The sequence below is a fragment of the Pseudoalteromonas sp. 13-15 genome (assembly GCF_001468205.2).
Taxonomy (GTDB): domain Bacteria; phylum Pseudomonadota; class Gammaproteobacteria; order Enterobacterales; family Alteromonadaceae; genus Pseudoalteromonas; species Pseudoalteromonas marina.
The window spans coordinates 1,754,188-1,768,354 of sequence record NZ_CP019162.1; the positions used below are offsets into that span (position 1 = coordinate 1,754,188).

Here is a 14,167-nt window from a genome sequence, read left to right on the forward strand (position 1 = left end):
TTATTTACCTAAATTTAATGGAATATTTAAAAGGTAAAAATGATGAATAATGCTAATTTAACAACTCATACAGCACAAAAAAACACATTGAAACACACGCTTAGTTTTTCAGCGTTAACACTTGCAGTATTAATCGGCATTACAGGCTGTAGCTCAGACGATGGTAAAAACGGCGTAGATGGTATTGCAGGCACCGACGGACAAAATGGTACCGATGGAACAAATGGCAACCCAGGCTTTGCATCAGCCACATTTATTTTGGCAAACAATGGAGAAACCAACACGGGTACCATTGATTTAATTGACCAAAGCGCTTCTAAATTAAAAACTTTTAACACAACAGCTAACGAAGGCGTCGCTTTTGATAGCTTAGGTAATTTATTACAAGCAAGCGACAGCGAAAGTGGCAGTATTAAAACTATCTGTCAGCTTGCTAACCGTGATGATGGCAGCAGCTATGATGCAAATACTGATCGCGAAATAACAGGTGCTAATACTACGCTCGTAAACCCTAAAGGAATTGCCTTAGCACAAAAAAGTGGCCTTATTTTTATTGCTGACTTTGGCGCGATGCAGGTAACGACTTTTGGCGCTACAGCCGCGGGTAACGCAACGCCATTAGGCACAACCATAACAGAAGCTGCACCGTGGGATGTTGATTATGATGAAACAAATGACCGTCTTTATGTAGCACTTACAAATGGTGATGTAGCCGTTTACGATAATTTTGTTGGTGGTGAATTTGCCGCTATGCCAAGTCGTACAATTACCCCTAGTAATAATGATGGTACGCAAATATCTGTAAATATTCATGGCATTGTTTATGACTCAAATACTAATAAACTTGTTTTATCTGATGTAGGCAGTGCCTCAGATGCAACCGATGGTTCGTTATTTGTAATCAATAATGCATCAACCGCAGACGGCTTAGTGAGCGTTGCACGCAGTATTGCCGGCCCAGCAACAATGCTTGGTAACCCGGTTGATATTAGCCTTGAAGGGAGTGACTTGCGTGTAGCCGAAAAATCAAATGATGCTGTTCTTGTATTTAGCAATATTTTTTCAGGTGAAAGCGGCGATATTACTCCTGACTTAATCACTTCAACTATTAAACCTGAGTCAATTACCAAACTGGGTATGCAAAATGAAATGGCTGATATTTCAGATAGTGATACCGCTAATATGACGCTACTTGGGGTTGCTGTTAGCAGTAATCCGGGTACTACAGGTGAAACAACGGGGAAAATTAGTCGATTAAGTTCACAACTTAGCACAGAGATTGGCAACTATAATGCGGATCAAACTATCGAGAGTGTAACTTTTGATAAAGCAGGTAATAGCTATACAACGTTCGACAACAGTACAACTTCTATTGGCGGTATTGCTATTTCAAATAAGGTGGCAATAAACAGAGATGGACAAACGTATAATACAAACCAAGACAGTATTATTACTGGAGCAAATACAGGCCTTATATCTCCTAAAGGTCTTGATGTAGCTTCTGATAGCGGTATGATTTTGGTTGCAGAAAATAACGCAGATACGCCAAGTATCTCAATATTTTCAACGTGTACCACAGGAGATGCAAGCCCATTAATGACCCTTACTTTTGCTAATGGTGCGCGTCCTTGGGATGTTGATTACGATGCAAACACTGACCGTGCTTTTGTCGCACTCACAAATGGCACCGTTGCTGTATTCGACGAAGTCAAAAGCAAGCTTATGGCCGGAAATGCAAATATTGCTGTTGAAGATAGGCTTATAACACCTGCTAATGCTGGAACCGCGGTAGAAGCGCCAAGCAATATACATGGCATCGATTACGACTCGCTTAGTGGCTCGTTAATTCTCTCTGATGTGGGTAGCGCCGCGGTTGCTGACGATGGAAAAGTATATGTATTAAATAACGTGGCAATGGCATCGGGGTTGGTAAACATCAGCACCACGATTAGCGGCCCAAATACCCTACTGGGTAACCCTGTTGATATTATGTATACCGGGACAGATTTATACGTAGCTGAAAAATCAAATAATGTAGTTATGCGTTTTAATAATATTTTAAGCATTACCGGAGGCGACATTAGCGCCGATGCAAGCACTGCATTTACGGCACCTGAGTCAGTTGCAATATTACCAGCTTGGCTTAATCAATAGCGTTAACCTCACCATACCTGACCAATCACTTTGGTCAGGTATTATCGCATCCACACTTTTATATCGGCCAAACCATTTCTCTGTAGCATACCCAGTTGCTGCTCTACATTAGAGTTTTGTTCAAACTCAAATGCATCTAGCTGCTCGTCGAAAGTAATATGCGCTACACCGTCTCCACCGCGTTTTTTAACTTGATGAAGCGAAATGTCAGCTAAATTAATAGAGGTTTCCCAACTAATTACTTGCCCACCAAGTAAGGGTAATGGGTAGAAAGACCAACCAATTGAGGCTGTTATATTTGTCATATTTCCGTTAGGTAATTGGAAAGAATACTCTGCAATCGCTTTACAAAGCTCTGAAGAGTAACTGTCTATTTTATTGCACTTAAAGTCACGTAAAAGTAATAAAAATTCATCACCACTCCAGCGCGCTACGTAGTCAGAGCCCTGCGTACGCGAGTTTAATAGCGCAGCCATTTGCTGCAAACAGCTGTCACCTGCAATTGGACCAAAGGCATCATTTATACGGCTAAAGTTATCTAAATTAATAATAACCAGTACAAGTGATTTCCCTTGAGCCTGTAATGACTGTGAATTACGTTGAAAATGCTCAATATCTTTGGGTAATTGATCAAACAAGAAACGACGGCTACGCAAACCTGTAAGCTCATCAGAGTGGCTTACAAGTTTAAGTTGTGAGTTAACTTGCCCAAGCTTATCATTCGCTTGTCGAAGCTCTAACGTACGCTCTGTAATTAAACCTTCAAGCACTTCTTGTTTTCTGCGCTCTTGCGCTTTAAGCACCCAAAATACTAAGTAAAGAAGTAAAATAAAGCCACTGGTGATCAGTAATCTAAAGTAAATCGTTTCATCAAACCGCTCTGGCACAATAAACTCATACTCTACGTATTGCGCCTTTGACCAATCTTCACCTTGGCGTTTTGCCTCTAACTGAAATAAAAATGCCCCAGCTGGTAAGTTGGTATAAATAGCCTCGCGGCGCGTGTTTGCATAACGCCAATCATTGTCCAAACCACTTAACTGATACCTAAACTCAATACTGTTTGGCGCATAATAGTCTATCGCCGTATAGGTTAGTGTTATGTCTCGCTCGTCAGTTTCTAAAGTCGGCTTTTTACCTAGCGCAGCCGTTGTTAAATTACGCTCAGGAGTTGTAATTGTTTCAATAGTTGGTTTTAACGACAGCACCCCAAATAGCTCTACATTTTTAGGTATCTCAACAACACCTTGTAGGCTCGGATACCACATCGAGCTGCCCATATTGACAACTGCATCATGGCCTAAACCACTACAACACTGGTTAGCTTTGCCGTCAAGCTGGCGATCGAATGACGAAATTACCTCTTCTACTTTTAAACTTTCTATGTTTGTTTTGAACTGCTCCGCTGGCATTCTGTAAACACCTTTCATGGTGCTAACCCACACGTTATTTAATTTTTCGTCGTACTCCAAGCTAAATATAGAGCCATACGGTAACCCATTTGCGGCATCAAGCTGTCGCCATTGGCCCTGCGTGCTTCGGTAAAATAATCCATCATTAAGCGAGCCTATTAAAATACCTACGCCATCAATATGCAAAACACTTGTAATATAAGCACTTTCAAGTGAAGTTTGATCCCCGACCTTTTCGATACCGCGATCAGTAAAGTAATAGGCACCTTTACTAGTACCTATGACACCAAAGTTTCCTTTGTCTAGTACATAAGTTATAAATTTGCTGCCTAAAAAGGCGTTATAAGCAAAAGGAGTTAAACCTGCAAAGTTGAGCCTGTAGAGCCCACGGCCGGTGCCAATCCAAAACCCGCCTTTACTAGAGCGACTTATAGCAAAAACGGGATTATCACGCAGTGCACGCCCAGGCACACTAAAGAGTTTATCGTCTTCGTATACGAACAACCCTCGCCCTGTGGCGATGTATACGCGCTCTCCATCAAACTGTAAATCGTGTACTGAGGCACGTCCATACTGACTACTTGGAATTAAGTTAATATAACTTTTATTCAAGTCAAAATAACCAACACCACTTTTATTAGCGACCCATAATTTACCATCTGGAGCTTGGCTCAGCGCCATAACCGCTTCAGTCATTTGTGAAACAGCAGCGTGCCTTTCTACTCGCCCTTCGTGAGCAAGCCACAACCCTTCACTGAAGCTTGCTAACCAAATATTATTTTTATCATCTCTAAAAATATCAGCAAACCAAATACTTTGATCTAGCTGGCTCGGCTCAACCCATTGCCATTGGCTGGATTTATCTCTGAATAACAAGCGCCCATAAGTGGAAATCCATAAACCACCATCGCTATCACTCATAAATTTATACACAGCAGAGTTATTCGCGTTGGGTAATGGAAAGGGCCTTAACTCGTCGTCTAAATCTAAAAAGTAAGCGCCTAGCTCTGAAGCTAAATATAAATTCCCATTTAAAAATGCAAGATCATGTACGATCGTTTGAGCTAAGCGCTCGGGTAACGATATTTTAGCAGTAAGCTCTAAACGCAGTTTGGCAAAATCGGAGGAGTTTTTAGTTAAGCGTAACAAGTGACGATCGTTTACAAGCCAAATACCTTCTGGCGAAAGCGCCATTTGACTCACTGAACCCACTATTTGAGTTATAACGGTTGCATTAGCCGTTGGTAAAATAGCTTTAGATTGACCGCGTAAGTTAACTTGACCACGACCAACGTAATATAACCCGTTTGCGGCTATCCAAGTGCCCCCTTTGGAGTCTTCTAGAATATCCCTTACAGGGCCTTTAATGTTAAATGCCTGCGCTGCAAAGGTCGCTGGATTAATAACCACTAAACCACTTCTAGTACCAACCCAAAGTAATCCATTCGAATCGATTAAAAGCTTATTAATGCCATTGCTTGGTAAAAAAGCGCTATTTTGGGTATTGTAGTTTGTGAACGTAGTGCCATCAAAACGGCTCAAACCAAACTGTGTGCCTAGCCAAATGTAGCCTTGCTGATCTTGCACTACGCTTTTTAATGATTGTGACGGTAACCCGTCTTTAATATTCCATTGTTTAACAACATAGTCAGTAATTGAAGCCCCACTTGGCATTGCGCACAACATCAGTACACACACCAGTAAAAATCGCATCATACGCTGCCACCTAGTTAAACTAATCAAATATAAACACTAAAAGGGTAGTAAACCTGCTTTTATTAATGCTTGCAAACAAATCAATGAAAAAATACCCGCTAACACGTCATCCGCCATAATACCAAAACCACCATGTACGCGTTTGTCTAACATACGAATCGGGCCTGGTTTTGCAATATCAAAAAAGCGAAAAAGTAAAAAGCCAACTAATAAAGTTTGCCAATTTAATGCTGCACCTATCATGGTGATATAGTAGCCAGCGACTTCATCCCACACAATAGCAGGATGGTCATGCACACCCAGATCATCAGCTGTTTTACCGCATGCCCAAATACCAAATACACTGATCACAACTGCAAATACTATTTGTAACCAGATTGGATAATGCATTGTTATAAATATAAATGGCAATGCCGCAAATGTGCCAAATGTACCCGGCGCTTTTGGTGCAAGGCCAGTACCAAACCCTAAACCAAAAAACTGGTGTGGGCGTTTTAAGTTAAATAATCGGTTCTTATTCAAACCTGCTCCTTTGTAAAATGCTCAAAGCCCTGTTGCTCAAAGTTAAACATTTCACCATTTTGTAAAAGCTCAATCTTACCGTTACCACTTTTTATCTGCCCAATACAGGTAATATCCACACCATATTGGCTTAGCTTTAAATCAAGCATACCTTTATTGTTATCGGGAACAGTAAAAATTAATTCATAGTCATCGCCGTAGCTAAGAATAAACGGTAATTGCTTATTAAAATCTAAGCTTGCTTTCATTGCCTCTGATGTAGGAATACTCTCAACATTAATCTCTGCATTTACTTGGGACATTTCAAGAATATGTGTTAAATCGGCAAGTAATCCATCTGATACGTCAATAGCTGACGTTGCAAGCCCACGGATGACCTGACCCGCAGCAACGCGCGGTGTTGGGTAGTCAAATCGATTGTTTAAGTATTCTAAATGCGTAGCATCTATATTAATACCTTGCTTCCGTGCTTCAATAGCAAGACCCGCGTCCCCTAAAGGACCCGTAACATAAATCCAATCACCTACTTTTGCACCACTTCTGCGTAGTGCCTTACCTTCCGGCACGGTACCTTTAGCGCAAATAGTAATGGTAAGTGGCCCTTGAGTGGTATCGCCACCAATAATTTGTACATTGAAGTATTCTGCAATTTCATGCATGCCTTCAGTAAATTCTGCAATCCACTGAGAATCTATTGTCGGTAACGTTAGTGCAACAGATACCCACGTAGGTTCAGCACCCATTGCAGCTAAATCACTTAAATTAACAGCAAGCGCTCTATGCCCCAATGCGCGAGGAGAAATATCTTCAAAAAAGTGCACGCCTTCAACCAAAGTATCGGTTGTGACTGCAAGTTGGCAGTTTTGTGGAACAGTGACAAGCGCGCAATCATCCCCTATACCTAGGTTAACATCACGACGAGAAATACCGCGACCTTTAAAGTAGCGGTTAATTAATTCAAATTCCTTCATACACAAAAAAGCCGACCTATGCCGGCTCTCCTTTTAACGGTTATATAAAGTAAATCTCTGAAAGCAAAGTCAGAGAAAAATACTATTACTTGCGTAAATGCTTTACAGCTTTATCAAGTACACCGTTTACAAATTTATGACTATCTTCTGCGCCAAATATTTTGGCAAGCTCAATACCTTCGTTGATAGCAACTTTGTAAGGTACATCTTCACGGAACTTAAGTTCGTAGCTGCTTAAACGTAAAATTGCTCGCTCAACCATATCTAAGTCATCAAATGGACGCGTTAAATGAGGTGATACTGATTCATCAAGTAGCTTATAATTTACAGCTACACCTGAGGCTAAATCTTTAAAGTATTCAACATCAATTTTAGTAACGTCGTTTTCGATCAACATTTGTTGCTCGATGTCGGCAATTGCATTACCGCTTAATTGCCAAGAATAAACGGCTTGAAGTGCTAAGATACGTGCTTTACGTCTTGCTGCTGGTTTCACAAAAATTCCTTAAACTTAAATTTTATCTAACACATTAACCATTTCAAGCGCACCCAAAGCAGCTTCGCCGCCTTTGTTACCCATTTTGGTACCTGCGCGCTCAATAGCTTGTTCAATGCTTTCAGTGGTTAATACGCCAAATGCAACCGGTATATCATACTCAAGTGATACTTGCGCAAGACCTTTGTTTGACTCGCCAGCAACTAGATCAAAGTGTGGTGTTCCACCTCTTATCACTACGCCTAAAGCGATGATTGCATCATACTCTTTTTTTGCTGCAACGCGTTTTGCCGCTAAAGGTAATTCAACTGCACCCGGTACATAAATCACAGTAATGTCGTCATCAGATACACCACCGGTACGTTTTAGCTCATCAACAGCACCTTCAAGTAGGCTGCTACCAATAAAGTCATTAAAACGAGAAATGACAATGGCAAATTTTTTGCCCGGTGCGTACTTATTACCTTCAATAATTTTCATTTGATAACCCTAAAAATAAGTTCAAGCGGTTGCGATTGCGCAAAAATTGCTGCGCATCATACCATAATAATAATAAAATAGCCTAGTTTAAGCGTTTGCCTATTGTGGCTCAATGTAATCAATAACTTCTAAATGAAAGCCCGAAAGTGCATGGTATTTTTTAGGGCGACTCATTAATCGCATTTGCTCAATTCCTAAATCTGCAAGAATTTGTGAGCCTACACCAACAGTACGAGAAGTACCTTGAAATTTACGCGGTGTAACATTTTCACCAGCGTCTGCAGCAGCAAATGCTTTAACTGTTGCTTCAAGCTCTTCAGTACTTTCTTGTTTACCTAAAATGACTAGCACACCGTCATTTTTAGCTATGTATGCCATTGCATCCGATAAGCCCCAGCTTCTGTCTGCGCTTCTATCCGAAAGTAAAATATCGTTAAATGTACTTTGTAAATGCACACGCACCAAGGTTGGTTCTTGCGCTTTAATTTCACCCTTGAGTAGTACGTAGTGTAACTGACCGTCAATCGTGTCTTTGTACGTGACTAAGTCAAATTCACCATGCTCCGTTGGCAGCTTACACTTAGCCACTTTTTCGATTGTGGTTTCGTTTAAATTGCGGTATTCAATTAAATCAGCAATTGTGCCAATTTTAATGTCGTGCTCTTTAGCAAAAACTTCTAAATCAGGACGGCGTGCCATGGTGCCATCAGCATTTAAAATTTCAACAATAACAGAAGACGCTTCAAGCCCTGCTAAGCGAGCTAAATCACAACCGGCTTCTGTATGCCCTGCACGTGTTAATACACCACCTGGCTGTGCCATAATCGGAAAAATATGACCCGGCTGCACAATATCGCTAGGAACAGCACCTTTAGCGATAGCTGCTTGTACCGTGCGTGCTCTATCTGCTGCTGATATACCTGTGGTTACGCCTTTTGATGCTTCTATCGACATAGTAAAGTTAGTTGAAAACGCAGCGCCATTATTTTTAACCATTAAAGGCAAGTCTAGTTGCTCACAACGCTCTTGTGTCATCGTTAAACAAATTAAACCACGGCCATGAGTAGCCATAAAGTTAATTGCTTCTGCGCTAATATGTTCCGCAGCAATGATTAGATCACCTTCATTTTCTCTGTCTTCATCGTCCATTAAAATAACCATTTTACCGGCTTTAATGTCATCTATAATTTCTTGTGCGCTGTGTAAATTCATAAATTCGCTCGTGTAAGTTATCAGTTTCGTTATTTAATAAAGCCCGCTTTTGCGAGTAAGCTCATTGATATATCTGCGCCGGTTGGCTGCTCTGCGCCTTTGATAAGACGCTCTAAATAACGTGCAATTTGATCGACTTCTAAATTAACTTGAGTGCCTACTTTAAAGTCGGCAATCGTTGTTTGACCGCTGGTGTGCGGCACAATTGTTAATTTAAATTTATTACCTTCAACAGCGTTAACTGTCAGGCTTATACCATCAATACATACCGACCCTTTGTACGGTATGTATTTCATTAAACTTTCATCGGTTGTCAGCCAATATTCAGTAGCTCTTGCATTAGCTGTAATCGCCGTTATTGTTGCAATACCATCAACATGGCCAGACACTAAATGCCCACCTAAACGCGAAACCGGTTGCATCGCTTTTTCAAGGTTAACTGTTTGCCCTATTGAATAATGTGCAAAACCAGTTAAATGAATTGTTTCGTTAGATAAATCAGCGCTAAAACCATCAACATGTTTATCAACTACCGTTAAACACACGCCATTTGTTGCAATACTGTCACCCAGCTTTACGTCACTCATATCAAGGTCGGCGCTTTGAATACGAATGGCTAAATCGCCTTGTTTTTTTTGTAATAAAGCAATTTTGCCTGTGGCTTCTATTATCCCAGTAAACATAGCGCTACTCTTCTTTGTTAAATGATTTTAATGCGTACGTTTTTAACGCGTTGATACGTAAATCGTCACCAATGCGAACACACTCATTAAAAGATAAATCGATAGTATCTTGCATACTCGTCAGTTCAGGGAAGTTTACTAAACTTTTAGCATCATAACCCATCAGTTTTGGTGCGATATAAAAAACATACTCGTCAATTAAATCAAGCTCGGTCATTTTCCCCGCAAGGGTTGCCCCAGCTTCCAGCCATATATTATTAAACTGATGCTTTGCTAGTGTTTGTAATACATCGGTTAAATCAACCTTACCCTGTTGCTCGCGCACCGCTATGTGCCTAACAAAATGCGGCCACTGCATTGAATTATCAACCTTGGTAGTAAATATAATTACCGGGTGCGCTATTTTAAATAGCGCAAGGTCAGGTGTTAATCTGTTTTGCGAGTCTATTATAACACGCACCGGCTGACGTAGCGGTAAGTTGGTTGGTAATGAATACGGTAACTCACTTGCTCGAACATTAAGTTTTGCATTATCAACAAGAACCGTATCGGCCCCCGTCAAAATGGCACAGCTTTGAGCGCGGTATAGCTGCACATCTTTTCGTGCAGCAGGGCCTGTGATCCACTTACTTTTTCCGTTTTTTAGCGCTGTTTTACCGTCTATACTGGCTGCTAATTTACAAGTTACGTAAGGAAGCCCTTGCTCCATACGCTTAAAAAAACCAAAGTTTAATGCGCGAGCCTCTTGTTCAAGCAACCCATGAGCAACTTCTATTCCGGCGTCACTCAGTATTTTAAGGCCTTTACCTGCCACTTGCGGGTTGGTATCAACCATGGCTGCAATCACCTTTTTAATACCAGCAGCCTTGAGTCCTTCAGCACAGGGGGGCGTGCGCCCGTAATGGCTACAAGGTTCAAGTGTTACATAGGCAGTTGCACCTTTTGCTTTTTCGCCGGCTACAGCAAGTGCATTTACCTCTGCATGTCCTTGCCCTGCTAACTGATGAAACCCTTCACCAATTATTTGATTATCTTTTACAAGTACACAGCCAACATTAGGATTAGGCGTTGTGGTAAATCGACCTTTTTTAGCAAGCTCAATAGCACGCGCCATATATAGCTTATCGTGCTCGGTAAATGCTGATTGGCTGCTCATGCTTATTCCCCTAAACGGGCAATTTCTTCGCCAAACTCTCGTATATCCTCAAACGAGCGATATACTGACGCAAATCTTACATAAGCGACTTTATCTAGTTTTTTAAGCGCTTCCATAATGCATTCACCCACTAAATGGCTCGAAATTTCTCGCTCACCCGTTGCGCGTAATTGCGACTTTATTATATTTACTACTTCATCAACTTGTTCTGTACTGACGGGGCGCTTCTCAAGCGCACGATTTAAACCATTTAGTAACTTATCTTCATTAAATGGTTCGCGACTGCCGTCTTGTTTTACAACACGCGGCATAACCAGCTCTGCCCCTTCAAACGTGGTGAAACGTTCATGGCAATCGTTACATTCACGACGGCGGCGAACTTGATGGCCACCGCCAACAAGGCGGGAATCTATAACTTTGGTGTCTTTTGCTGTACAAAATGGGCAATGCATAACTAAAGGTATCCGTTTTAAAAACAAAAAAGCCGCTAAAAAGCGGCTTTTATAATAGCATGATTGCTTATGTGATCTAAATTACCGTTTTACTTTATTAAGCGTAAACAGGTAGTTTTGCACAAATTGCTTTCACTTTTTCTTTGACTTGCGCTTGAACAGACTCATCAGCAATGTTGTCTAGTACATCACAAATCCAGCCAGCAAGCTCTTTAGATTCAGCCTCTTTGAAACCACGGCGCGTGATTGCAGGAGAACCAATGCGTAAGCCAGACGTTACAAACGGAGAACGCGGATCATTAGGAACTGAGTTTTTGTTAACCGTAATGTTCGCATTACCTAATGCTGCATCAGCATCTTTACCCGTAATATCTTTATCGATTAAATCAAGTAAGAACAAGTGATTGTCTGTTTTACCAGAAACAACTTTGTAGCCACGCTCTTGTAATACGCTAACCATTGCTTGCGCATTTTTAACAACTTGTGTTTGGTATTCTTTAAACTCTGGTTGTAAAGCTTCTTTGAATGCCACTGCTTTTGCAGCAATAACGTGACATAAAGGACCACCTTGGCCACCAGGGAATACAGCACTGTTAAGCTTTTTGTAAATTGCTTCGTCGCCACATGCAGAAATAATTAAACCGCCACGAGGGCCCGCTAATGTTTTATGCGTTGTTGTAGTAACAACATGTGCAAATGGTACTGGGCTTGGGTAAACACCCGCAGCAATTAAACCTGCAACATGCGCCATATCAACAAACAAGTAAGCATCTACTTTGTCTGCAATTTCGCGAAACTTAGCCCAATCAACAATACCTGAATAAGCAGAAAAACCTGCGATAATCATTTTTGGCTTGTGCTCTAGTGCTAACGCTTCAACTTGTGCGTAATCAATTTCGCCAGTCTCTTCGTTTAGGCCATACTGAATTGCGTTATATGTTTTACCTGAAAAGTTTACGTGTGAACCATGAGTTAAATGGCCACCGTGTGCTAGGCTCATGCCAAGTACGGTATCAAGCGGGCTTAATAAGGCTTGGAAAACAGCGGCATTGGCTTGCGAACCTGCATGCGGCTGAACGTTTGCGTAGTCAGTACCAAACAATTCGTTTGCACGGTCAATAGCTAATTGCTCAACCACGTCTACGTGCTCACAGCCACCGTAGTAACGCTTGCCAGGATAACCTTCCGCATATTTGTTAGTAAGTTGAGAACCCTGTGCTTCAAGTACGCGTGGGCTACAGTAGTTTTCAGATGCAATTAACTCAATGTGCTCTTCTTGACGTGATGTTTCTTTACTCATCGCGTCAAATAACTCTGGATCAAAGTCCGAAATATTCATGCTACGTTCTAACATTGGGGGCTCCTGGGCAACGTGTATGGTATTTTTTAGAGGCTATATTGTACGCTTAAAACCGCACTTTGCCTACGTTCTTAAGTTGAGGATATTTAATCAGGGATTGAAACTATTTCACACCCTTTTTAAGATGATATTTTTAAATAACTTACATAATTATTTTAAATGTTTTTTATTTATTACATTTAATTAGTTAATTAACAAAGCTATTTCACGGTTTAAAATGTGCAAAAAAAGCGGCCATAGCCGCTTTCGTGTTTACTTAATATTTAAGCTAACTTAGCCAGTATTTCTGTACGCAAAGCGTCGTAATCAGCGTTTATGTCGCTTGCAAGACATGGTTTAGCCAATGCATCGCTCAATGGCTTTGGCATATCAAGTTCAATATTTAGTATACCTTCTACACTTTCTTTAAATTTAGCTGGATGTGCAGTTGCTAAAAAGATCCCCGCAGCACCCGGTGCTCGGTTATTAACTAAACCTTGGTAGGCAATTGCTGTATGTGGCTCTGCAACATACCCTGTTTGATGAATATTTTTCATCACCGTTTGGGTGTTTTCTTCGTCAACACTAATTGAGTAAAAGTGGTCGTAACTAAACCAGTTGTTGTCCAACATAGTTTGCACACGTGGCCAGTTATTCGGCTTACTCACGTCCATCGCATTTGAAAGCGATTCAAGCGTTGCATTAGGCAACCAATTTTTATCAAGTATAAAACGAGGAACTGTGTCGTTTTGGTTTGTTGTTGCACTTAACTTTTCAACTGGCAACCCTATTACAGCGCCAATCATTGCGGCGCATACATTACCAAAGTTACCGCTTGGTACAGAAATATGTGCTGTTGCACGCTTTTCTTTTGGCAGTTGTGCAATCGCTTCAAAGTAATAACATACCTGAGCGACTAAGCGGCTTATGTTTATCGAATTTGCTGAATTTAAGCCAAGTGTAGATTTAACTTCTTCATCTAAAAACGACTTTTTTACAAGTTCTTGGCAATCGTCAAAACTGCCATCAACCGCGTAACAATGAATATTGCCACCTAATGTAGTAAATAGCTTTTGCTGAGCAAGTGAAATTTTTCCTTTAGGATAAAGAATAACCACATCAATGTTTGGTTTATTGTAAAATGCATGCGCAACCGCTGCACCTGTATCACCTGATGTTGCTGTTAAAATAGTTACTTTTTCACCTTGGTTAAACTGCGCTAAGCATTCAGCCATAAAGCGCCCACCAAAATCTTTAAAGGCAAGCGTAGGACCATGAAATAGCTCCAAACAATAGGTATTTTCTTCTACCTCGACTAACTTAACTGGAAAATTAAACGCATTTTTAACCATGTCGGCAACAGTGCTACTTGGCAACTCATCACCAATTAAATGTGATAAAATTTTGCTACTGCGCGTAACAAAATCCATATCAAGTAATGCGTCAACATCAGCCATAGGCGCTAACGACTCAGGAAAAAACACACCTTGGTTACGCCCAAGTCCTGTTTTTACTGCTTCAACAAACGACACTTTTTGTGAGTTATCTTTTAAATTATGTAATTGCATGACTTC

General features: G+C 40.9%; 12 protein-coding genes. 1 reads left to right on the plus strand and 11 read right to left on the minus strand.

All coding sequences use genetic code 11. The features are described 5' to 3' along the window. Positions 1-42 precede the first annotated feature (42 nt). Positions 43-2,154, plus strand: coding sequence for a hypothetical protein (locus tag ATS72_RS08110; RefSeq protein WP_082650893.1), 2,112 nt, complete (start codon positions 43-45; stop codon positions 2,152-2,154). A gap of 41 nt (positions 2,155-2,195) precedes the next feature. On the opposite strand, the gene ATS72_RS08115 is transcribed toward ATS72_RS08110, so the two are convergent. The 11 genes from ATS72_RS08115 to thrC all read right to left on the minus strand — a co-directional run bounded on the left by ATS72_RS08115 (position 2,196) and on the right by thrC (position 14,161). Further along, a complete protein-coding gene (locus ATS72_RS08115; RefSeq protein ID WP_006794264.1) occupies positions 2,196-5,282 on the minus strand; it encodes a ligand-binding sensor domain-containing diguanylate cyclase in 3,087 nt (1,028 codons plus the stop codon). Between the two features lie 36 nt (positions 5,283-5,318). After that, entirely contained in the window at positions 5,319-5,804 is a 486-nt protein-coding gene (locus tag ATS72_RS08120; RefSeq protein ID WP_006794265.1) for a phosphatidylglycerophosphatase A family protein, read from the minus strand. Further along, the gene (gene thiL, locus ATS72_RS08125) at positions 5,801-6,775 is read right to left on the minus strand and encodes a thiamine-phosphate kinase (RefSeq protein ID WP_058430263.1); all 975 of its coding nucleotides are present in this window, start codon (positions 6,773-6,775) and stop codon (positions 5,801-5,803) included. The genes ATS72_RS08120 and thiL overlap by 4 nt, the downstream gene beginning before the upstream one ends. 85 nt (positions 6,776-6,860) lie before the next feature. Next, positions 6,861-7,271: a transcription antitermination factor NusB gene (gene nusB, locus ATS72_RS08130; RefSeq protein WP_006794267.1), complete on the minus strand. Its 411-nt coding sequence runs from the start codon at positions 7,269-7,271 to the stop codon at positions 6,861-6,863. A 15-nt stretch (positions 7,272-7,286) separates the two neighbouring features. After that, entirely contained in the window at positions 7,287-7,751 is a 465-nt protein-coding gene (ribH, locus tag ATS72_RS08135; RefSeq protein ID WP_006794268.1) for a 6,7-dimethyl-8-ribityllumazine synthase, read from the minus strand. A gap of 99 nt (positions 7,752-7,850) precedes the next feature. After that, positions 7,851-8,963, minus strand: coding sequence for a bifunctional 3,4-dihydroxy-2-butanone-4-phosphate synthase/GTP cyclohydrolase II (ribBA, locus tag ATS72_RS08140; RefSeq protein ID WP_006794269.1), 1,113 nt, complete (start codon positions 8,961-8,963; stop codon positions 7,851-7,853). Positions 8,964-8,992: 29 nt separating this feature from the next. After that, a complete protein-coding gene (locus ATS72_RS08145; RefSeq protein ID WP_006794270.1) occupies positions 8,993-9,646 on the minus strand; it encodes a riboflavin synthase in 654 nt (217 codons plus the stop codon). 4 nt (positions 9,647-9,650) lie between these two features. After that, entirely contained in the window at positions 9,651-10,802 is a 1,152-nt protein-coding gene (gene ribD / locus ATS72_RS08150) for a bifunctional diaminohydroxyphosphoribosylaminopyrimidine deaminase/5-amino-6-(5-phosphoribosylamino)uracil reductase RibD (RefSeq protein WP_058430262.1), read from the minus strand. Between the two features lie 2 nt (positions 10,803-10,804). Then, on the minus strand, positions 10,805-11,254 hold the full coding sequence (nrdR, locus tag ATS72_RS08155; protein ID WP_006794272.1) for a transcriptional regulator NrdR: 450 nt from the start codon (positions 11,252-11,254) through the stop codon (positions 10,805-10,807). 97 nt (positions 11,255-11,351) lie between these two features. After that, complete coding sequence (gene glyA / locus ATS72_RS08160) at positions 11,352-12,608, minus strand: serine hydroxymethyltransferase (protein WP_006794273.1); 1,257 nt, start codon at positions 12,606-12,608, stop codon at positions 11,352-11,354. Positions 12,609-12,877: 269 nt separating this feature from the next. Next, positions 12,878-14,161: a threonine synthase gene (gene thrC, locus ATS72_RS08165; RefSeq protein ID WP_058430261.1), complete on the minus strand. Its 1,284-nt coding sequence runs from the start codon at positions 14,159-14,161 to the stop codon at positions 12,878-12,880. Positions 14,162-14,167 lie beyond the last annotated feature (6 nt).